We start from the raw sequence: 19,711 nt of genomic DNA, 5'->3' as shown, positions 1-19,711 counted from the left end.
ATGAGAAGGAAAATTTTATGTTCAATTGGGCGTTTACCGGAAAATGCAATGGAATTAATGAAGTGCGGGGATTTATCCGCGATTGGCACGGCTTTACCCGCGATATAACATGGCTTACCCGCGATTTATTCAACATTACCCGCGATTTGAGCGAAGTTACCCGCGATAATAAAACAAAAACGCGATACAATCACTTTAAGCCCATAAAACCATTGTAAACAATGAGGGATTATCAGGAACATGACTGATTGTTGTAAATTCATATTATCCCGACAATCCCCTAAGTAAAAAATTTAACTTTTCCTACGACATTATTGCCTAGCGGGAATAAACCCCTCTGCTTCTGCTTCTTCTTTCGTACAGAACATGGCTTCTGCTACAGTATTGTCATAATCACGTTGTCCAGGCATGTGATAAATTTTGTTACCTTTTGAATTAATATTTCCTTTAATAGTACAATTCTTTTTACTGCTAGTATTATTCGACTCATCTTTACTTGCTTTAGATGGATTTTCTTCTTTCACAGCATTAGTATAGGCCTCTTTATCGTAACCACGATTTGTTACGTAGTCTTCAACTGACCAAATACCAATGGCAGATTGTTGCGCAGTTTTTTGAATGGACTTAAACCAATCTACATGTTTCGTATTTGGCTCATAAATATAGGCCACGCGTGCTAACCCATTTTTCAATAGTTGCTCTTGTACACTAATACCATCTTTCGTATAAACATAAGCTAATAACCTTTTATATTTATCCCGATAGGAAACGTCGAATTCTAAATAAACGGTATCTTGTCCAGCTAGTAACTGTTTTGTAAATTCTTTCGCTTCTGGCCCAAAAGGTTGCACCCCTAACGTTTTGTGATTCGTTTCAGGCGTATCTACAAGAAGAAAACGTATTTTTTCGGAACTGCCGTTATATTTTATTCTGATTGTGTCCCCGTCAATTATTTCCTGTAGTTCAAATTCTTCAAATTTACTCACATCATGCTTTTCAGCAGATTCCTTTGTTGAAGCTACAATCCCTTGTATATCTTCAGTTTTACCATTGCCGGTGCTAGCCTCTTCTGTACATCCACTAATCAGCAATGTTGAAAACAATAAAGCTAAAAATAATTTTTTCAAATTCATATCCTACTTCCTTAAAGTTAAATCTAGAAAATATCCATTACTAATTTAGAATCGTCCAGACAAAAATAAAAAATGATACATAATAATGATCCCCTTTTTAATTCCTTACGCATATCGCCAAAATCAAAAATCTCCAGCTATATTATAAACTGAAGACCTGATAATTTATCTAAATATTAAATACAATACAACGGCAAAAATAATTGTTCCGCTAGTGATTAACGTTTTAATATCTTTATCACTCATTTTCAGTACCTCTTTTCTTACTTCATACAATACTTTATTTAATTCTATTATCAATAAAGTCGACTAATATCACAATGGATTTGATTAGTTTTCTTCTGAAATTTTTAAGTCTGCTTAAAATATTTCCTATTATACAAAAAAAATTCAGAACGCCCGTTACAAAATAAAGAGTCAACAAACTTGAAAAATACAAGTTTGTCGACTCCCTTAATCCCTCAATTGAGGGCATTTATGCTATTACACTATTAAATTTCATTATGTGGTTTTGGCTTTGGACCGAGCTCTTCTGGCTCAATATCAGCAAATGTTTCGCCTTCTTCTTCTAAATCACGCATGCGGTGAGCAATACGTGATGCTGCCGAAGCTGCAATGCTGGCAACTAAATCATCTAAAAATGTATTAACATGATGTCCAGGCTCTGTGTCGAGTTTTTTAATAATACCGATTTTTTGTTTATCTAAATGTCCAAATGTTGTTACAGCTATACTTCCATATGTAAACACAGACCCCAATGCAATCGTTTCATCTACTCCGAATAAGCCTTCATCGGATTCGATAATTTGTTGTAGAGGTGACGATAATAGCCCTTTTTCAGCTAATTCATCCAACTCTATTCCAACTAATACTGCATGTTGGACTTCTCGTTTACGTAATACACGTTCAACCGAATGAATACAATGCTCTAATGTTAAGCCTACATTGTAGGATTTTTGCATTTCATAAACAATCTCAGCAATGTCTTCTAACTCTACACCACGGCGAATTAGTGCAGCTTGGGCTGCTTTCGCCACTTCTTCTGACTGTACGCGAATACTTTTATCATGCATAACTAACCCTCATTTCAGTTTTTTTGCTAACATAACGCTAGCCCAACCTATTATACCTTTACTTTCGTAATATGGTACAATTTTGTCACAAACACATGAAGGAGTGTCATCATTGGATAAGGGAACTGTACAAGATTTAAAGTTCTATAGTGAAGCATTGCAGGAGGAATTACAGCTATATATTTATGTCCCTGCTAATTATTCTCCACTATACAAATATAATATTCTCATCGCTTCCGATGGTAAAGATTATTTCCAACTTGGAGGTATTACAAAACTAGCCGATGAACTTATCGATGACTATGAAATCGAGAATTTAATCATTGCATTTGTACCATACAAAGATATTAAAGATCGCCGTACTAAATATATTCCAAGTGGTGAGCAACATGAAGCTTACTTACGCTTTTTAGCACATGAACTTGTTCCCTATTTAGATGCTGAATATGCAACGTACCAAATGGGTATGAGCCGAGGAGTTATCGGTGATTCTATGGCTGCAACCGCTTCCTTAATGGCTGCATTAAAGTATCCGAGTATTTTTGGCAAGGTTATTTTACAATCACCTTATGTTGACGAAGATGTACTGAAAGCGGTTGAACAGTTTAAAGATCCAGGAGCTATTTCTATTTATCATATCGTGGGAAAAAATGAAGATAAAGTTGTGACAATGGATAAAACCGTTAAAGATTTTTTAACGCCAAATCGACAGTTGCATAATCTAATGTTAAGTAAAGGCTTCTCTACATTTTATGAAGAGTTTGATGGCAATCATACATGGAAATATTGGAAACCTGACTTAAGACGTGCGTTAATTGAAAATTTCAATTAATGTTAGGCGATTCAAATTACGTATTTTGAAATTTCTGTTATACTTAGATAGAAAAATCGTTTATTTTCGGGAGGTAATGGACTATGAAGTACGGAATTGTGGCATTTCCATCAAAAAAATTGCAAGATTTAGCAAACACGTATCGCAAGCGTTACGATCCTCATTATGCGAAGATTACACCGCATATGACGTTAAAAGACAGCTTTGATGCAACAGAAGACGATATTCAATCTATTGTTAAGCAATTAGATGATATTGCTGCTAAACACGCGCCTTTAAATATTCATGCATCACGCATTAGTTCGTTTTTCCCAACAACAAATGCGATTTATTTCCGCATCGAACCAACTGAACAATTACAAGCATTCCATCGTGTATTGGAAGAACAAATTCCTTTTGGGGACTCTAAGCATGTTTTTGTTCCACACATCACGATTGCACAAAAAATGACGGACTCAGAACATGATGATATTTTTGGGCAACTCCGCATGACTGGGGTTGATGAACATGATAGTATCGATCGTATTCATCTTTTATACCAATTGGAAGATGGGTCATGGACAACATATGAAACATTCCGATTGACTGGAGCTGAATGACTTTTGTATAACGTTAAGATTGTCGAAACAGAGAAAGAACATGCTGATGCATTTGCTGTTCGTAAAAAAGTATTTGTAGAGGAACAAGGTGTTCCGCTTCATTTAGAATGTGATGCTTTAGATGCAACAGCAACACATTTTATTATGTATGAAGGCAATGAACCTGTTGGTGCTGCTCGTCTACGTAGCATTGAAGATCATACTGCAAAAATTGAACGCGTATGTATTTTACAAAGTCAGCGGGGCAAAAAACTTGGCGTTTTAATTATGCAAGAAATGGAGAAATTCGCAATTTCCATTCAACAAAAGAAATTAAAACTCCATGCTCAAAGCTACGCCGTTCCTTTTTACGAAAAGCTTGGTTACACGGTAACATCTCCTGAATTTATGGATGCTGGAATACCTCATCGAGCAATGGAAAAAGAGATATAATGAACAGGTGTTACGATATGCTAAAAGCAAAGTCGTAACACCTTTTTTTTGCCTTTGTAGCGTGTTCTCTATTTGGAGCTCTTTCGCACACCAAAATAGACAAACGTTCATCATTATTTCATCATTCTAGCAAGCTTTTCGAAATCTAGTGAAGCGCCATCTTGAATAATAGAGTTTACGATTTTATCTTCAAGCTCTTGTGTAATTTGTCTATTAGACACTTTGCCTACACGGCGTACTATTTTTCTTACTTGTTTCTCATTGGTGAAATCAGCATGTTGAATTGCATTAGCTAATGCAAAGATTTCATCCATTGATACGCCTGTCTTTTGTTCAATCGAATTAAAAAACGAGCGATGCATGTTCCCCCTCCTATCAATTCCACCTCAACGTTATTGTCGCGAATGATTCATAAACGGTAACTAATCGTACACAAAACATCAATGACAACTGTTGGAGGCTCTAACCTTATTCAGTAAGTTTTTTATATACTCACAGAAAAAAGCTAAAGCCTATATATCTAAAACTCTCTAGAGCTTTTAGCTAGACTAATTAACTTACGAAAGTAGCGCCAACAATAATTAGGAGAATGAATAGGACAACAATTAAGACAAATGTTGAGCCCATTCCATTATTGTTATTGCCTCCGCAATAGTTCCAGCTATTTGCACCAGCAACATTATTACCATAAGGTTGTGCACACCAGCCTTGATATCCCATAAAAGCACCCCTCCCTTCTACAACCTATAATATGTAAAGTTGCAGGCAAGAGAGGGGTATTCGTCTAGTCAATATTCCCTTTTGGTTTAAAAATTAATGCGCCAATAAAGCCAAAAACAATTGCAGCACTGATTCCCGAACTTGTTACTTCAAACATGCCAGTCAATACGCCTACTAATCCATGCTTTTCCGCTTCAGCCATTGCACCATGTGTTAAGGAGTTACCAAATGATGTAATAGGTACAGTAGCACCTGCACCTGCAAAATGAATGAGTGGCTCATACAAGCCCATTCCATCTAGAATTGCACCAACAACGACTAACGTACTTAATGTATGTGCTGGCGTTAATTTACCAACATCCATTAATAATTGACCGATAACGCAGAAAATGCCTCCTACAATAAATGCAAATATAAAAGTCATAACCATGCTGTTGCCTCATTTCATTGTAATTTCTATCGCATGTGCGGTACATGGGATCGTCTCTTTCTGTTGGAACGAAAGTGGAGATAGCAATGCACCTGTCGCCACAAGGAGCACTCGTTTATATGTCCCTGCACGAAGCTCTTGCATTACATAACTAAAAAAAACAGCCGCTGAACAGCCTGCTCCACTCGCCCCCGATTGAAAGGATTCATCTTGACCGTAAAATTCCGCTCCAGCATCGCGTAAAAGTGTTAACTCCTCATTTTTTATGCCACTCTCGACAAGCATGCCTTTAAGCAGTTTTAAGCCAAGCTGTCCTAAATCGCCCGTTAAAATTAAATCATAATGATATATTTCTTGTTTACGTTCCTCTAAATGAGACTTAATCGTTTGGAAGGCAGCAGGAGCCATGGCAGCACCCATATGAAATGGATCATCCATTCCATAATCAATGACCTTACCTATCGTGGCTGCTTCAATAGAAGGAGCATCTTCACGATGTTTACTAACCAGCGCATAACCTGCTGCTGTTACAGTCCATTGCGCCGTTTGTGGTTTCTGTGCACCATAATTAATCGGATAACGAAATTGACGTTCAATCGCATTGTGTTGACTTGATGCCCCAGCAATTGAATAATTTGCAGCTCCGAGCTCCGTTAAAAGGCTGGCTACAATTACAGCTGAAACAGAGGTAGCACAAGCTGAAAATAATCCGATAAAGGGAATAGCTAATTCCCTTGCCGCAAAATTGGTAGGCGTCATTTGGTTAACTAAATCGCCACCTAATAAATAATCAACTTCTGCAGTTGTAATACCACCTTTTTTCATAACAAATTCACAAGCTTCTTCAACCATTTTTCGATGGCCTTGTTCATTTGTTTCCATTTGCCAGCGCTCATCGTCGTAGACCGTATCAAAATATTGTTTGAAAGTACTGCGGTCCTCTAACGGTCCTGCTACTACGCCTCCTGCTAACAACGATGGTTTTGACGGAAAGATGATTACCATGAAACCACCCCTATCGTCACAAGAATATATTTAATAAGTGCAACAAAAAATGCAGATACTACACCAAATAACACAACAGATCCCGCTAATTTGAATAAATTACCGCCAACACCGAGTACTAAACCTTCAGATCTATGTTCAATTGCAGCAGAAATTACCGCATTCCCAAACCCTGTAACAGGCACTGCTGAACCTGCTCCTGCAAATTGACCAATTCTTTTGTATAAACCAAAGCCTGTTAAAATCATTGCGAAAAATACCATCGTTGCAACGGTTGGGTTTCCGGCTGTTGCTTCTGTGAAATTAAAGAAAACGATATAAAAAAGAGAAACCGCCTGCCCAATTGTACAAATGAGACCACCTACCACAAATGCTTTAACGGCATTTTTTAAGTAAGGGGTAGGCGGTGTTATGTTTTGTTCTAGCTGTTGATATTGCTCTTTTTCCATTATGTTTCCTCCTTTGCAAGCTTCTGCAGCTCCGTAATTTTCTTGCTTAGTTTATTATCTTCAAGTTGGTCCTTTTTTATTTTATTGGCTTCATAAAATATTTTATAATCGGCTGAAACAAAAACCTCTTTGCTGGGATACTTTTCATCAAACTTTTTTTGGAGTTTCTTCTCTATTTTAGTCGTATTCCATTTTTTCAATGGTTTAATTTGCACAGCCACAAGCATTTTATCGTCATATTGAATGACAGTTGATTTTTCAACCGATTTTTCTTCTTTTAATACCGATTCAAGCTCTGCTTCATTTTGTGGAGAACCATAGACAATAAATTTTTCTTTTTCCGTGCATCCAATAAGCAATGTCATACAGACGAATAGAGGCAACATCATTCCTAATAACCTCAAGGTATTTACCCTCCTTTTCCTAACAGTTTCTCCACACATAAAAAAACTATTCATTTGAATAAGTAAACGAAAGCCCGAGTCCATTTTTCAAAAGCACATATTGTAGAAGTAGTTAGAAAGAAAGGAGGTGACAATATGGGTTGTGGTAAACCAACAAATCCTATTGGACCTATCCATTCAGCAGGCTGCGTATGTGACGTGGTGCGTGCAATTTTAGATATTCAAAATCAAGCGGTGCGAGATGAGTGTTCTCCATGTACAGCAAACTGTTTCTTAGAACCACTAGGCGGGATCGTAAGTCCTGCACGCTCAACAGCAGATACACGCGTATTCATGCTTATTACAAAAGACGGTACTCCATTTAAAGCATTCTTTAGCTCACCATCAGCAGATCCTTGTAAATGTACATCAGTATTTTTCCGTGTCGAAGATATGTTTGATGAATGCTGTGCTACTTTACGCGTTTTAGAACCATTATGTACTTATGATTCTACTGAAAGCACTGTAGACTTATTAAGTCGTGATGGCTGCTGCGTAAATATGAAGAAAATTTGTAAAGTAGATGATTGGAACTCTACTGATAGCTGTATCACTGTGGATTTATCTTGTTTCTGCGCTGTTCAATGTATCGCTGATGTTGACTTAGGGATTTGTAATTAAGTCTTTCTCCTTTGACACACTACACATAAAAAAAAAGTGTACAGCATCCTCTGCTGTACACTTTTTTTATAATATCGGCAATTGTTTCCCCCGCCATAATATTTGTTCAATATCCTCGAAGTAAATAATTTCTTGTGTATTGAACTCCTTGGACGTCAACAATAGGGAATCCATTTGCATATCTGAAGCAGTTCCACTTAGTCTTCTACCATCCTTTAAAGTGATTAATAATGGTTGATAAGCTTTTTGACGAAACGGTTTTTCTAAAAACTGTAGCTGCTTTATAATATATTCGTCCATTTCTTCGTTTACTTCTTCATTTACTTGTTCTTTCACTAATTTAGGTACCGCTTCATCTAGACTCGACTCACTGTCGTATTGATCTCTTACATAGACAGACGTACTTTCATCCAAATCCAATTCATGTAGCATTTTAGAAATGTTTAAGAAATAAGTTGGTGACTTTATATATAGGCGTGGCTCTCGCTCCACAATTATCACTTCCCTTTTTTCCCTACAATATGCAAAAGTGAAGAAATTGGTTCTTAGCCTATTTGACTTAAAAACACGGTCGCTAGTCCTAAATAAATTAAAATACTCGTAATATCATTTAATGTTGTAATAAACGGACCCGATGCAACAGCCGGATCAATTTTCATACGATGCATTAATAATGGGATAAATGAGCCAGCAAGTGTTGCCACTAAAATCGAACCACAAATTGCTGCACCAACAAGCATCCCTAAAATTAATTCACTTTTCCATATATATACAATACCAATAACAATCAGGCCACAAACAATTCCTGTTAAGATGCCAGTACCTGCCTCTCGAAGTAACAGCTTCATTTTGCTATGTTCTTCGACATCACCTGTCGCAATGCCTCGAATGGCAACAGCAAGTGCTTGTGTGCCACTATTCCCCGAAGTACCTGAAATAAGCGGAATAAAGACAGCAAGCAACGCTACTTTATCTAATGTATCTTCAAACTGCCCCATTAAATTCGCTGTTAGCATACCTAAAAACAATAAAATAACAAGCCAAGGCAAACGTTTTTTTGCTGCTTGCCAAGGATTAGTATCAAACTTATCCATATCGGAAATACCCGCTAATTTCGAGTAGTCTTCCGATGCTTCCTCATCAATAACGTCGATAATATCATCGACAGTAATAATCCCCAAAAGCTCACCTTGATCACCAATAACAGGTGTTGCTAGGAAATTATAATCCTTCATAATTTGTGCTACTTCCTCTTGGTCATCACCCACATGCACCATTACAACTCGTTCATTCATAATGGAGCGAATAAGTGTATCCTCATCAGCAATGATTAAATCACGGAGTGAAATAACCCCTGTTAGTCGATGTGCCTCATCCACAACAAATATATAATAAATCGTTTCGGCATTTGGTGCCTCTTTACGCAATATCGCCATTGCAGAACGAACAGTTGAATTTTCAGGAATAGCTACGTATTCAGTTGTCATAATAGAACCAGCCGTATATTCATCATAACTTAAAAGCTCATTAATCTCTTCAGCTGTTTCTACATCCATCATGCCCAAATAGCTTTCTCGTTGCTTTGTATCCAACTCATTTAAAACGTCTGCAGCATCATCAGCATACATATGGGACAGCATTTCTGCACCGTATGCTGGATCCATCTCAGCTAAATACGCTGTATATTCGTCATCATCTATTTCGATTGCCTCAAAAATATCAGCCATTTCCGTCGGAGACAAGTACGAATAGATGATCTTCCTTATATCAGGCTCCACCTTTTCATAAAACGTTGCCTGATCATATGGATGAAGTTCTAAAAACTCATCACGGAATGCGTTAATTTCATTGTTTTCTAGCATACCACGTAAATGTGCCTCGTCGAATTGCACATCATCCTTTTCATTTCTTTCCTCTATCATGCTTGTCCCCTCCTTCCGAGCGTTGAAATTATTTTACGTTCATTGACGCAAATCTACCTTTTATATAATAGTGTGCATGCACTGTTTGTGCAAACTCTTTTTTTAGATAAAAACAACTTTCTTCTTTACTATACCCTACAATTGCTTATTTTTCTGTTAACATGCTATTAAGATACTATTTAATAGTAAAAATGATAAGGAGATGCTCGATTTCGCGAACACCTCCTCAAATATTTAATATTTGTTGCATATCATCCTTTAACATACTTGTGAAAGAGTACTTCTCATTTGTTAATGGATGCTGCAAAGACAACGATACACAATGTAGTGCTTGCCGATCTATTAGATTACGGCTTCCCCCATATAATTCATCGCCTATAAGTGGGTGACCTACATAAGCCATATGCACGCGGATTTGATGTGTTCGTCCTGTATGCAATTTTAAGCGAATATGTGTCATCGGCTCTCCTTGAACTGTAAAACGCTGTAAGACGGTCACATCCGTATGCGCAAATTGGCCATCCTTCCGTACCTCACGTTCAATAATACTAGATTCTTTTCGACCAATAGGCGCAATGATAGACTGCCTATCCTCTATTAAATGTCCGTGTACAATTGCTTCATATTCACGCGACACATTACCACTGCGTTGGGCTAAACCCATTAAGTGATGGATATGTGCATGCTTAGCGATGCATAACAAGCCTGATGTATCACGATCGAGCCTTGTCACAACATGGACGGTGGAGGCTAAGCGTTGTTGTTCAAAATAGCCACAAACAAAATTAGCTACACTTTTTGACGGATGCTCACGGGATGGAATTGTACTTTGATGTGCTGGTTTATCAAGCACTAACAAAGCCTCATCCTCGTAAATAATAGACAGCGCTCCATATTCAATTGTGAGTCCATCACTTTTCTCTTCTGGTGGAAATTTTATTTCTACCTGATCTCCCATGTGAAGGGGGTAACGTACATTTTGCTCGATACCATTGACCGATAGTAAGCCCCCATCAAACTTAATAGCTGTTAAAGCACGTTTCGATATTTGCCATTGCGCTAAAGCCTCACGGAGCAATTGACCATCCTTTTCAGCTTGAAATTGAAGTGTAAAACGTGTATCGCTATTACTCATTTGCAACGAATGACTCATGCACACGTTCCCAAAACGGAAACGGTCTGAAGCGTGCAAAGCGGACCCTTTCATTTGCTACATTGAAAGCAATGGATTTCACATCACCTTGTGTGACTTGTAGATGATCAACTGTCATATTGAAGTTTTGATCGTTCACTGGGCGTAAAATACAGTGATGATGAGCTGGTAAAATTAGTGGCGAGCCTACTGTTCGGAAGACGCGATTATTTATAGAGGCAATTTCAGTAATTTGAAGTGCCGCTAAAGTAGGGTGGATAATGGCTCCTCCTAAAGCTTTGTTATAGGCTGTACTACCTGATGGGGTCGAAACACAAAGGCCATCCCCACGGAAACGCTCAAACTGATTACCATTTAACTCAACATCCATTACAAGGGTAACATCAGGCGATTTCACGGTCGCTTCATTTAGTGCCAAATAAGTGTTTGATTCTGCATTATGATGTTCCACTTTTACTTCTAATAAGGGATACTCCACAACATTAAAATCTTTTTTCGCAATAGATAGCACTAATTTCTCTAGTTCGGAAGGTTTCCAATCCGCATAAAATCCTAAATGGCCTGTATGAATACCGACGAATGCAACTTGATCTAGCAAATGTGAGTAGCGATGGAAAGCATGTAATAGCGTGCCGTCCCCACCTATCGATACGACAATTTCAGGTGTCTCTTCATCGTATGTTAATCCAAAATCTTGCAAATATGTTTTTGCTAGCTCCATTAATTCATTTGATTGTGCATCTCTACGTGATTGAATAGAAAATTTCATTGTGAGTCACGCTCCTTCTCTGATAGTAAACTAGGATTCGATGCCTCTTTAAATTCACTAAAATAGGCCTGTGCTTCTTGAATTTCACTACGAATCGAAGACATTTCTTCATCTAACCGGAAGGCTGCTTCTGCTGCACTTTGTAGACGATTTTTTATTTCCTCTGGAAACATGCCCTTATATTTATAATTTAGTGAATGTTCTATTGATGCCCAAAAATTCATAGCTAATGTACGAATTTGAATCTCTGCTAGCACTACTTTTTTTCCTTGTATGGTCTCAACGGGGTATTCTACAATCATATGATATGAACGATAACCGCTTGGCTTATTATGGGTAATATAATCTCGCTCTTCCACTACGCGCATATCCTTACGTTGTCGAATTAGCTCTGTCACCGTCGAAATATCATCTACAAATTGACACATAATACGAACACCTGCAATATCGCCAAGCTCGTCGCCAAGTTGCTTCGACGGTTCAAAGGCTAGTCCTTTTTCTAGCGTTTTATCGTAAATGCTTGCCAGTGGCTTTACTCGTCCTGTCACAAATTCAATTGGTGAATTTGCATTGACAATGCCAAACTGAGATCGCATACCTTTTAATTTTATTTTCAACTCATCTACTGCTTGTTTATAAGGACTTAAAAAAATCTCCCATTGTCCCATCGCTAAAACCTCCCGACATTCGGTATCGGACAAAACCAACACCGTCTGTTCGTTTTGTCTTTTTTAATCAGCGAGAACTGCCTTGAAGTGTTGTTCCACTGCTTGAACAAATTCTGCTCCGTAATTGTAATTTCCTTCAATATTATACACGAGCATTTCCAATTCCTCGTAAAAGTTTGTCAGTTCAATTACTTCCCCATCTACTTTTAACATTGGGTTTTGTTTGGCTTGTAAAATATGTACAAGATTGTCCCAACTGTTTTGTGGAAAACGCAAGTAATGATAGTCCTCTCCTGCATCCAGTAAATAGATAAATGCAAAATCATCTGAATCTGCAATTACTTGGGCAGCAGGCTTTAGCTGTAAATTTTTATGATTGTCGTTTAAACTAAAATGAGGTTGCTGATTTTCAAAATAAAATGATTTTATAGTATATATTTTACGCAAATGTGGGTCCCCTTTTCGTCGTTCTCTTCCTCTTATTTTAGCATATGGGGTAAATAGTTGCAGTGTGTAATTGCAAAACAACAAGCAAACTTCGGCTAAAAACCGATTACAACATTCGCTTAATTGCGTCCCGAGCTTTTTCATTTCTGCTTGAAAAAAGCTCCAGTTAAATATCGATGACAACAGTAGGGGTAGAAGCCCCTCCCAATCAAATTATAGTTTGGCAACACACACTTATTAGAAGTAGCGGACTTCCGTTGACGCAAGTAAATTAATAAAAAAGGATGAGCATCTATGGCACAACAACTTGAAATTGAGTTTAAAAATATTTTAACTAAACAACAATATGAGCATTTGCTAGAAGAATTCCAAATCCAAAAAAATGCTATTCATCGTCAAACAAATCATTATTTCGACACACCTACTAATGCTATTCGAAATTTGCAAAGTGGGTTACGTATCCGCATTATTAATAATTATTATGAATGTACATTAAAAGAGAAAACTTCAAATCATACACATTTAGAAACAACCGATGAATTGACCGCTGCACAAGCAGAGAAAATGCTTGCAGGCCAAGGTTTTTATGCACCAGAAGTCGCAAAAAGACTAGCGTCACACAACATTGCATTAGAACAATTAGCCGTTTTTGGTTCCCTTACAACGGACCGTGTCGAAATTCCTTATAAAGACGGACTTCTTGTATTTGATCATTCTTTCTATTTGCAGTGTGACGATTATGAGGTAGAATATGAATCAAAAGATGAAATAAAAGGAAAAGCAATCTTCGACGAATTTCTACAGCAATACGATATAAAAAAACAAATTGCTGAAAAAAAAATTGCACGCTTTATGAAAGCTTTACAATCAACTAAACAACAATAATGCTTATTACAATACGAAAGGGTGACCAGCTCATTGGATATCCAATCTTTGAGAACAATGCTTGAAATCCAAGCACTACAAACATTAGGTTCTACGGGAAATACTTCACCAAATTCTTTCACAAACAGCAATTCTATCTTTTCTGATATGATTGAAGAAATGTTAGGCGATGCGACAACAACGAACAACGCAAAATTATCTAGCCTCCTTGGCATGAGTTCTTCGGGCTCTGCCAACTTTATGGACCAGCTTAGTAGCTTAACAGGTATGACTGGTGGAAATACAAATAGTTCGCTCCAATCATTGCTCTATAATGGAACGAATTCTGTGTATATTCCCGCCTCTCTCCAAGCAACATTATCAAACATGCAAGCCAGCACTAAGCTAGATTCCTATGTATCAGACGATGTGATTGGCTCGACTGCCTATGCAAATTCACTTGCTGGAGCTAACCAATATGCCGCAATTATCGATAAGGCTGCGGCTACTTATAATGTACCAGCTAAGCTTATTGCTGCCGTTATCAAGCAAGAGTCCAACTTTAACACATTCGCTGTCAGTCATGCAGGCGCTCAAGGCTTAATGCAATTAATGCCTAAGACAGCCCAATATTTAGGTGTAACGAATTCATTTGATCCCGAGCAAAATATTATGGCTGGAGCCAAATATTTACGCCAAATGCTTGATAAATTTGATAATGATCCAACACTGGCTTTGGCCGCTTATAACGCTGGAGCTTCTCGCGTAACAAAATATAATGGCATTCCACCATTTAAAGAAACGCAGAATTATGTCAAAAAAGTGATGAATTATTACACTGTTTAAATCGCATAAAGCCTGTAATTACAGTCTTTTTCAGCAAATTTCACCCTCGTTGGTGAAATTTGTGCTTTTCTATCGAAAACATTTTCAAAGTGCTCTTTGTTTGTGTAAACGAATGGACGTTGATAGAATGAAGGTAGTCACAAGATATTCACATTTTTCAATTCAACAAAGTATTAGATAAAATGGTACATGAACATATTGATTTGTACTTTACGATATACTTCTTATAAAGAATAAAAGGAGCATTTACTTATGAGTCGAAAATACACTGTTCCTTATGAGGAGCTTGGAGCTGAAAAACTTTCTGAACTCATACATGCGTTCTATAAAAGAGTTGCACAGCATCCTGATCTTATGCCAATCTTCCCTAAAGATTTGACAGAGACAGCCCGCAAGCAAATTCAATTTCAAACACAATATTTAGGGGGTCCAAATCTTTTTACAGAAGAGCATGGACATCCAATGATGCGTGCGCGTCATATGAATTTTCCAATCACACCTGATCGTGCCCAGGCTTGGCTAGAGTGTATGGCTGAAGCGATGGATGAGGTTGGTTTGGAAGGGAAGTTCCGTGAAACCTACTACCAACGTTTAGTTTTAACAGCTCATCACATGATTAATACACCTAATGACGATGAGGGGGAATTATTACGTGAATAATATTCAAATGTTGCAAGAACCAACACCGACGATTTCTACTGCCAATAAGCCAATTGAATTGTATATTTTCGTAGATCCACTTTGTCCTGAAGCTTTTAGTATGCAATCCATCATTCGTAAACTACAACTAGAGTATAATCATTATTTTTCATGGCGCTTTGTGTTAAGCACAGAGCTCTCTTCACTTAATTGTTTGAGTAAGCGCATGAAGGGCTGTGAATCAGGGATTGAACTGGATATTAATCACCCTGTGTTACCCTCTATTGCCATAAAGGCGGCAGAATTACAGGGTAAACGTTCAGGCGCTCGTTATTTGTCAAAATTACAAGAATATGTTTTGCTGAATTATCAGGATGTTAATTCCTATGCAACGCTGTTAAAAATTGCAGAGGAAGTACAGTTAGATATGAATGAATTCACTGTCGATTTCGGTTCAAAAGAAGCCGCACGTGCATTCCAATGCGACCTTTATATAAAAAGAGAAATGGAAGTTGATGAAGTACCTAGTATTGTATTTTTCAATGAGTGCATTGAGGATGAAGGGCTAAAAGTGAGCGGTAGCTATGACTATGAAGTTTATGAACATATTTTACAAGAAATGATGAATGAACAGTTAATTCGCCAACCGTTACCCACTATTGAAGAATTATTTTTAAAGTACCATACACTTTCTACAAATGACATAGCATTTATTTATTCCTTAACAGAACAAGCAGCAGAACGTGAGTTAAAAAAACGTATGCTTCAACAAAAGATTGAACGTATTCAAACAGATCACGCTACACTGTGGCGTATTAAATAATGCAATTATACTTTTATTCCAAAAGGATAGGAACTCAACCATTTTATAACTGAGTCCTATTCTTTTTTTTATTTCATAACGTTATAATCTTTCATTATAGGAAGTGCCTATTGTAGGTCAAAGGCAGTGATACTAAAACCTTATATGAAAGCAACATGATTCCATCTTTCGGCTTATTATCAAGTTAAAACCAATCTATTCACCTTAGTTAAAGAAGCGCTAAGAAAAAAACTACAAAAGACATGGAACGTATAAAGAATTAGCAGGAAAGAACTATAATAAAAGAGGCGCCACTATCCTCGACAGATAGAGACGCCTCTTTTTCACAAAGGGGATGGGAGAAATGTTCACGTTCAAACAAAGGGGTGTATGTTTGTTTTGTGATTTATTTCACAAGATTCACTTTATCATGGAATAATAAATTTAGCAATGAATCCTGCTTTAGATTCACAAATTTGTCATATAGAAAGCGATTACAGTACAGTATTTTTTCAAGATGGAAACTTTTAATCATTTGTAAATCAAAGAAAAACATTATTATTTACTTTTTTCTCGAAAGCCAATTTCTACATAAAATAGAAAATGGCTGTAGTAATGTTACTACAGCCATACCTATTAATTATTCAACAATAATTTTTCCAATTCATTTAAGCGTTGTTCAAATACTTTACAAGCATCATCAATTGGTTTAGCTACATTCATATCAACACCTGCAGCCTTAAGCACTTCAATCGGGAAATCTGAGCATCCAGCTTTCAAGAAGTTATTAATATAACGTTCTACAGCAGGAGCACCCTCCTCTAATATTTGCTTACTTAATGCCGTAGCTGCGGATTTACCAGTAGCATATTGATAGACGTAGTAATTGTAATAGAAATGCGGAATGCGAGCCCATTCCAGACCAATTTCCTCATCAACTACCATATCCTCACCGAAATATTGCTTATTCAAGTTATAATACACTTCCGTTAAACGTTCCGCTGTTAACGATTCTCCGTTTTTATCCATCTGATGAATTAAATGTTCAAATTCTGCAAACATTGTTTGACGGAATACTGTGCTACGGAAACCGTCTAGCCAATGGTTTAATAAATATATTTTTTGCTGCGGATCTTCTATTGTTTTCAACAGATAATCATTCAATAATTCCTCATTGCATGTAGACGCCACTTCGGCCACGAAAATGGAATAATCTCCATAAACAAAAGGCTGATTATTACGAGTATAATAACTATGGACACTATGCCCAAACTCATGCGCCAATGTAAATAAGTTATCCACATTGTCTTGCCAGTTCATTAAAATATAAGGATTCGTACCGTAAGCACCTGATGAATACGCGCCACTACGTTTACCTTTATTTTCCTTAACATCAACCCAACGATTATCGAAACCACTTTGGACAATGTCTTGATATTCTTTTCCGAGTGGGGCTAACGCTTTCACTAAAATGTCTTTAGCTTCCTCATAAGGAACTTTCATATCTACTTCTTGCACTAGTGGTGTAAATAAATCCCACATATGCAACTCATCTACACCTAATAACTTTTTACGTAATGCAATATAACGTTGCATAGTTGGTAGATGTTTATGAATAGTCTCTACTAACTGATCGTAGACACTTTCTGGGATAAAGTTATTGGACAATGCCGCATGTCGTGCCGATTCATAATGACGCACTCGTGCACTGACATTATGTTTTTTTACATTACCTGTCAATGTAGCAGCGAATGTGTTTTTAAAATGACCATACGTTTCATACATCGCTTTAAATGCTGCTTCACGTACAGATCGATTTTTACTTTCTAAAAACTTAATGTAATTACCATGTGTTAGTTGAACTTCTTCCCCATCCTCGTTTTTAACTGTAGGGAAAACTAAGTCCGCATTATTTAACATACTAAATGTATTGGAAGCAGTGCCTGTCACCTCTGCCATTTGTGCAAGTAATGCTTCTTGTTCTGCTGGTAGAACATGTGGACGGGTCATTGAAATTTCTTTTAATGATTGCTTATATAATTGTAAATCCTGATTATCAGCTAAATAGGATTCAATTGTTTCTTCGCTTAGTGATAAAATTTCAGGTGTTAAAAATGAAAGTGCTGCTGAAATATTTGTCGCTAACGTTTGAATTCGACTATTCATATCTTGATAAAAGCTATTCGTTGTATCTTGATCATATCGCATATGCGCATACGTATAGAGTCTCATTGTACGTTGATAAATTTTATCGTAATAAGTTAGTACAGCTAATAAGGCATCTGCACCATTTTTTAAAGTACCTGCATAGCTAGATGCTTCTTTCGAAAGTTCTGCGACTTTCTTAAATTCCTCTTCCCATAGTGTATCCGTTGCAAAAATATCTTCCAATCGCCAAGTTAACTCTACTGGTATTTCATTTCTCATTAAAACTCGATTACTGTTACTAGCCATGAGCCAGCCCCCTTTATATATGACTTTCCTGTACTCTCATATTTTCTCAATATATTGCGACAATTGCAAATAATACCCTGTAGCTCAACTCATCAAAATCCCAGTTTGATTATCCACAGCGATACATTAGCTCCATGAAGGGATTTAAACAAACGGTTGATTATACATATAGGTATATACTCGCTTCCATATCGCACTAGCGCAATCCATTTGATAAAAACGATGGCCTAACAAGTTTCCATAGTTTTCAACAGCTTGCACGCCCATTTCAGTTGGCTCCACATTAAGAAGCTTTAGAAACAGTCGAATATCTTCTTGCCTTAACTCATACGGTAGCAATTGTAATTCCCTGCAATAATTTAATAAAATTGCTTGCCATTCAATTGAGAACATCGGAATAGCCCTTGCATTTTTAACAGGTATACCAATGTATTGAGGCAGTGCATTCACCGAAAAATTTTGTTCATAGCAACTCCGTAGAAAACGATCTTGAACTCCCTTTCGACTTCGCAATAATTTTTGCATTACATACCGTTGACACAATCTTATATATATCTCCTTGTATATAGTAAATGATTCATGTGTAATCGGCTTAGGCTCATAGAATGGGAATTGCTGTTTGCTGAGTGGAATCGAGAGTACTTTCGCTATAAAAGTATGCCCGTGAACATAAAGTAGATTCGTCCAATAATTAAATTTTGCTGCTCTCGCATCATATGTAACTAAATACGGCACATTGTTGGATGAATAAGCAATTGCATTTTGATGGATAGGGGAAATTCTAATTTTTTGAATTGCATTTGTAGTATATTTTTTCTGTGGTGTTTGAAAAAGCCATAATGCTTGAATGTTATGCTTTTCATAACCTGCTGTACGTCGTTGCCAGTTTTCTTTTGTTATCGCACTACATTGATATTCAATGGCAATCTGCTGATGCTCACCTTGCAGTAGTAAATCGGGCCTTTGCGATAGTGTCCTTAAAAATGGCTCCAGCTTTACTCTATGCCCACGTGCCTGCAACCATTCAAATAATTGAATTTTCCCTTGTAAATGGAGCTCTGATTCCCCTTCCGCAAATCGATGATGACAATCGTTAATAATATGTGCAAAATGCGGGATATTCAGCTTACCAATTTTTAATTGTACAGGCTGTTGACACTGTGGACAAAAAAATTGTAATTGCTGGCGAAGTTGTCGTAAAGCTTGTCTTGAATGTTGATAGGAAATAAATAATTGCTGTTTGTCTGTATAGGCAATAAGCATGTTATCCTTCTCCTTTTTGCCTCATTGTAGTAAAAGTTTTTCTATACGCCAACTAATGATGTGCTTTTCTTTGAAATTTGAGTTATCTTTAGCTCCTTTATCTGAAAACGTAAAAAAAGACTGTAGTCCTACTCATTTTGAGTGTGT

25 protein-coding genes are annotated in these 19,711 nt (G+C 37.1%); 9 read left to right on the top strand and 16 right to left on the bottom strand.

What is annotated here, in order from left to right; translation table 11 throughout:
- The first annotated feature begins 17 nt into the window (after positions 1 to 17).
- Complete coding sequence (locus T479_RS23470) at positions 18 to 218, top strand: hypothetical protein (RefSeq protein WP_137036909.1); 201 nt, start codon at positions 18 to 20, stop codon at positions 216 to 218.
- A 93-nt stretch (positions 219 to 311) separates the two neighbouring features.
- Here the strand turns inward: T479_RS23470 and T479_RS03540 are convergent, their stop codons facing one another.
- Entirely contained in the window at positions 312 to 1,133 is an 822-nt protein-coding gene (locus T479_RS03540; RefSeq protein WP_038509431.1) for a thermonuclease family protein, read from the bottom strand.
- A 491-nt stretch (positions 1,134 to 1,624) separates the two neighbouring features.
- Positions 1,625 to 2,206: a phosphatidylglycerophosphatase A family protein gene (locus tag T479_RS03535; protein WP_024362550.1), complete on the bottom strand. Its 582-nt coding sequence runs from the start codon at positions 2,204 to 2,206 to the stop codon at positions 1,625 to 1,627.
- Positions 2,207 to 2,318: 112 nt separating this feature from the next.
- Here T479_RS03535 and T479_RS03530 point away from each other — a divergent pair, with 112 nt between their 5' ends.
- From T479_RS03530 to T479_RS03520, 3 genes are all read left to right on the top strand, one after another.
- The gene (locus T479_RS03530; protein WP_025218681.1) at positions 2,319 to 3,038 is read left to right on the top strand and encodes an alpha/beta hydrolase; all 720 of its coding nucleotides are present in this window, start codon (positions 2,319 to 2,321) and stop codon (positions 3,036 to 3,038) included.
- Positions 3,039 to 3,121: 83 nt separating this feature from the next.
- Positions 3,122 to 3,637 (top strand): YjcG family protein, encoded by a 516-nt coding sequence (locus T479_RS03525; RefSeq protein ID WP_024362548.1) that lies wholly within the window; start codon positions 3,122 to 3,124, stop codon positions 3,635 to 3,637.
- A 3-nt stretch (positions 3,638 to 3,640) separates the two neighbouring features.
- Positions 3,641 to 4,069 carry a GNAT family N-acetyltransferase gene (locus tag T479_RS03520; protein ID WP_024362547.1) on the top strand — a complete coding sequence of 143 codons (429 nt, stop codon included), beginning with the start codon at positions 3,641 to 3,643 and terminating at the stop codon, positions 4,067 to 4,069.
- Positions 4,070 to 4,182: 113 nt separating this feature from the next.
- Here T479_RS03520 and T479_RS03515 read toward each other — a convergent pair whose 3' ends face one another.
- The 6 genes from T479_RS03515 to T479_RS03495 all read right to left on the bottom strand — a co-directional run bounded on the left by T479_RS03515 (position 4,183) and on the right by T479_RS03495 (position 7,077).
- Positions 4,183 to 4,431 carry a stage VI sporulation protein F gene (locus T479_RS03515; RefSeq protein ID WP_024362546.1) on the bottom strand — a complete coding sequence of 83 codons (249 nt, stop codon included), beginning with the start codon at positions 4,429 to 4,431 and terminating at the stop codon, positions 4,183 to 4,185.
- Between the two features lie 190 nt (positions 4,432 to 4,621).
- Positions 4,622 to 4,789 (bottom strand): YjcZ family sporulation protein, encoded by a 168-nt coding sequence (locus T479_RS24275; RefSeq protein WP_080653321.1) that lies wholly within the window; start codon positions 4,787 to 4,789, stop codon positions 4,622 to 4,624.
- Positions 4,790 to 4,853: 64 nt separating this feature from the next.
- Positions 4,854 to 5,213 (bottom strand): stage V sporulation protein AE, encoded by a 360-nt coding sequence (spoVAE, locus tag T479_RS03510; RefSeq protein WP_374116275.1) that lies wholly within the window; start codon positions 5,211 to 5,213, stop codon positions 4,854 to 4,856.
- Positions 5,214 to 5,228: 15 nt separating this feature from the next.
- Positions 5,229 to 6,224 carry a stage V sporulation protein AD gene (locus T479_RS03505; RefSeq protein WP_025218679.1) on the bottom strand — a complete coding sequence of 332 codons (996 nt, stop codon included), beginning with the start codon at positions 6,222 to 6,224 and terminating at the stop codon, positions 5,229 to 5,231.
- On the bottom strand, positions 6,218 to 6,673 hold the full coding sequence (spoVAC, locus tag T479_RS03500) for a stage V sporulation protein AC (RefSeq protein ID WP_024362543.1): 456 nt from the start codon (positions 6,671 to 6,673) through the stop codon (positions 6,218 to 6,220). The genes T479_RS03505 and spoVAC overlap by 7 nt, the downstream gene beginning before the upstream one ends.
- Positions 6,673 to 7,077, bottom strand: coding sequence for a YhcN/YlaJ family sporulation lipoprotein (locus tag T479_RS03495; protein ID WP_227665410.1), 405 nt, complete (start codon positions 7,075 to 7,077; stop codon positions 6,673 to 6,675). Before T479_RS03495 ends, spoVAC begins: the two co-directional genes overlap by 1 nt.
- Positions 7,078 to 7,212: 135 nt before the next feature.
- Between T479_RS03495 and T479_RS03490 the strand changes: the two genes are divergently transcribed.
- A complete protein-coding gene (locus T479_RS03490; RefSeq protein WP_024362541.1) occupies positions 7,213 to 7,737 on the top strand; it encodes a CotY/CotZ family spore coat protein in 525 nt (174 codons plus the stop codon).
- A 66-nt stretch (positions 7,738 to 7,803) separates the two neighbouring features.
- On the opposite strand, the gene T479_RS03485 is transcribed toward T479_RS03490, so the two are convergent.
- The 6 genes from T479_RS03485 to T479_RS03460 all read right to left on the bottom strand — a co-directional run bounded on the left by T479_RS03485 (position 7,804) and on the right by T479_RS03460 (position 12,696).
- Complete coding sequence (locus T479_RS03485) at positions 7,804 to 8,229, bottom strand: hypothetical protein (protein WP_024362540.1); 426 nt, start codon at positions 8,227 to 8,229, stop codon at positions 7,804 to 7,806.
- A 53-nt stretch (positions 8,230 to 8,282) separates the two neighbouring features.
- Complete coding sequence (gene mgtE / locus T479_RS03480) at positions 8,283 to 9,659, bottom strand: magnesium transporter (RefSeq protein ID WP_024362539.1); 1,377 nt, start codon at positions 9,657 to 9,659, stop codon at positions 8,283 to 8,285.
- A 226-nt stretch (positions 9,660 to 9,885) separates the two neighbouring features.
- On the bottom strand, positions 9,886 to 10,812 hold the full coding sequence (locus T479_RS03475) for an RluA family pseudouridine synthase (protein ID WP_025218678.1): 927 nt from the start codon (positions 10,810 to 10,812) through the stop codon (positions 9,886 to 9,888).
- Entirely contained in the window at positions 10,787 to 11,581 is a 795-nt protein-coding gene (locus tag T479_RS03470; RefSeq protein WP_024362537.1) for an NAD kinase, read from the bottom strand. The genes T479_RS03475 and T479_RS03470 overlap by 26 nt, the downstream gene beginning before the upstream one ends.
- Positions 11,578 to 12,249 carry a GTP diphosphokinase gene (locus T479_RS03465; protein WP_024362536.1) on the bottom strand — a complete coding sequence of 224 codons (672 nt, stop codon included), beginning with the start codon at positions 12,247 to 12,249 and terminating at the stop codon, positions 11,578 to 11,580. The genes T479_RS03470 and T479_RS03465 overlap by 4 nt, the downstream gene beginning before the upstream one ends.
- Before the next feature lie 63 nt (positions 12,250 to 12,312).
- Positions 12,313 to 12,696 carry a UPF0738 family protein gene (locus T479_RS03460; protein ID WP_025218677.1) on the bottom strand — a complete coding sequence of 128 codons (384 nt, stop codon included), beginning with the start codon at positions 12,694 to 12,696 and terminating at the stop codon, positions 12,313 to 12,315.
- A 294-nt stretch (positions 12,697 to 12,990) separates the two neighbouring features.
- Between T479_RS03460 and T479_RS03455 the strand changes: the two genes are divergently transcribed.
- The 4 genes from T479_RS03455 (at position 12,991) to T479_RS03440 (ending at position 15,868) form a co-directional block, all read left to right on the top strand.
- Positions 12,991 to 13,581: a CYTH domain-containing protein gene (locus T479_RS03455; protein WP_025218676.1), complete on the top strand. Its 591-nt coding sequence runs from the start codon at positions 12,991 to 12,993 to the stop codon at positions 13,579 to 13,581.
- Positions 13,582 to 13,614: 33 nt separating this feature from the next.
- Complete coding sequence (locus T479_RS03450; RefSeq protein WP_025218675.1) at positions 13,615 to 14,406, top strand: lytic transglycosylase domain-containing protein; 792 nt, start codon at positions 13,615 to 13,617, stop codon at positions 14,404 to 14,406.
- Positions 14,407 to 14,658: 252 nt separating this feature from the next.
- Positions 14,659 to 15,066, top strand: coding sequence for a globin domain-containing protein (locus tag T479_RS03445; protein WP_024362532.1), 408 nt, complete (start codon positions 14,659 to 14,661; stop codon positions 15,064 to 15,066).
- Positions 15,059 to 15,868 carry a DsbA family protein gene (locus T479_RS03440; protein WP_024362531.1) on the top strand — a complete coding sequence of 270 codons (810 nt, stop codon included), beginning with the start codon at positions 15,059 to 15,061 and terminating at the stop codon, positions 15,866 to 15,868. Before T479_RS03445 ends, T479_RS03440 begins: the two co-directional genes overlap by 8 nt.
- 615 nt (positions 15,869 to 16,483) lie before the next feature.
- Here T479_RS03440 and pepF read toward each other — a convergent pair.
- Together pepF and T479_RS03430 are read right to left on the bottom strand one after the other, a co-directional pair.
- Complete coding sequence (gene pepF / locus T479_RS03435) at positions 16,484 to 18,301, bottom strand: oligoendopeptidase F (protein ID WP_024362530.1); 1,818 nt, start codon at positions 18,299 to 18,301, stop codon at positions 16,484 to 16,486.
- Positions 18,302 to 18,445: 144 nt separating this feature from the next.
- Positions 18,446 to 19,564 (bottom strand): competence protein CoiA, encoded by a 1,119-nt coding sequence (locus T479_RS03430; RefSeq protein ID WP_025218674.1) that lies wholly within the window; start codon positions 19,562 to 19,564, stop codon positions 18,446 to 18,448.
- Positions 19,565 to 19,711 lie beyond the last annotated feature (147 nt).

Origin of the sequence: Lysinibacillus sphaericus (assembly GCF_000600105.1) — a bacterium.
Lineage (GTDB): Bacteria > Bacillota > Bacilli > Bacillales_A > Planococcaceae > Lysinibacillus > Lysinibacillus sphaericus.
The sequence above is the reverse complement of the archived record's forward strand: the minus strand, read 5'-3'. Positions and strand labels throughout refer to the sequence as shown.

Excerpts from the sequence above, each read along its gene's own strand:
- T479_RS03505 (WP_025218679.1), bottom strand. The coding sequence starts at position 6,224 with ATGGTAATCATCTTTCCGTCAAAACCATCGTTGTTAGCAGGAGGCGTA.
- spoVAC (WP_024362543.1), bottom strand. The coding sequence starts at position 6,673 with ATGGAAAAAGAGCAATATCAACAGCTAGAACAAAACATAACACCGCCT.
- T479_RS03445 (WP_024362532.1), top strand. The coding sequence starts at position 14,659 with ATGAGTCGAAAATACACTGTTCCTTATGAGGAGCTTGGAGCTGAAAAA.
- T479_RS03470 (WP_024362537.1), bottom strand. The coding sequence starts at position 11,581 with ATGAAATTTTCTATTCAATCACGTAGAGATGCACAATCAAATGAATTA.
- T479_RS03465 (WP_024362536.1), bottom strand. The coding sequence starts at position 12,249 with ATGGGACAATGGGAGATTTTTTTAAGTCCTTATAAACAAGCAGTAGAT.
- T479_RS23470 (WP_137036909.1), top strand. The coding sequence starts at position 18 with ATGTTCAATTGGGCGTTTACCGGAAAATGCAATGGAATTAATGAAGTG.
- spoVAE (WP_374116275.1), bottom strand. The coding sequence starts at position 5,213 with ATGACTTTTATATTTGCATTTATTGTAGGAGGCATTTTCTGCGTTATC.
- mgtE (WP_024362539.1), bottom strand. The coding sequence starts at position 9,659 with ATGATAGAGGAAAGAAATGAAAAGGATGATGTGCAATTCGACGAGGCA.
- T479_RS03540 (WP_038509431.1), bottom strand. The coding sequence starts at position 1,133 with ATGAATTTGAAAAAATTATTTTTAGCTTTATTGTTTTCAACATTGCTG.
- T479_RS03515 (WP_024362546.1), bottom strand. The coding sequence starts at position 4,431 with ATGCATCGCTCGTTTTTTAATTCGATTGAACAAAAGACAGGCGTATCA.
- T479_RS03430 (WP_025218674.1), bottom strand. The coding sequence starts at position 19,564 with ATGCTTATTGCCTATACAGACAAACAGCAATTATTTATTTCCTATCAA.
- T479_RS03490 (WP_024362541.1), top strand. The coding sequence starts at position 7,213 with ATGGGTTGTGGTAAACCAACAAATCCTATTGGACCTATCCATTCAGCA.
- T479_RS03455 (WP_025218676.1), top strand. The coding sequence starts at position 12,991 with ATGGCACAACAACTTGAAATTGAGTTTAAAAATATTTTAACTAAACAA.
- T479_RS03535 (WP_024362550.1), bottom strand. The coding sequence starts at position 2,206 with ATGCATGATAAAAGTATTCGCGTACAGTCAGAAGAAGTGGCGAAAGCA.
- pepF (WP_024362530.1), bottom strand. The coding sequence starts at position 18,301 with ATGGCTAGTAACAGTAATCGAGTTTTAATGAGAAATGAAATACCAGTA.
- T479_RS03475 (WP_025218678.1), bottom strand. The coding sequence starts at position 10,812 with ATGAGTCATTCGTTGCAAATGAGTAATAGCGATACACGTTTTACACTT.
- T479_RS03525 (WP_024362548.1), top strand. The coding sequence starts at position 3,122 with ATGAAGTACGGAATTGTGGCATTTCCATCAAAAAAATTGCAAGATTTA.
- T479_RS24275 (WP_080653321.1), bottom strand. The coding sequence starts at position 4,789 with ATGGGATATCAAGGCTGGTGTGCACAACCTTATGGTAATAATGTTGCT.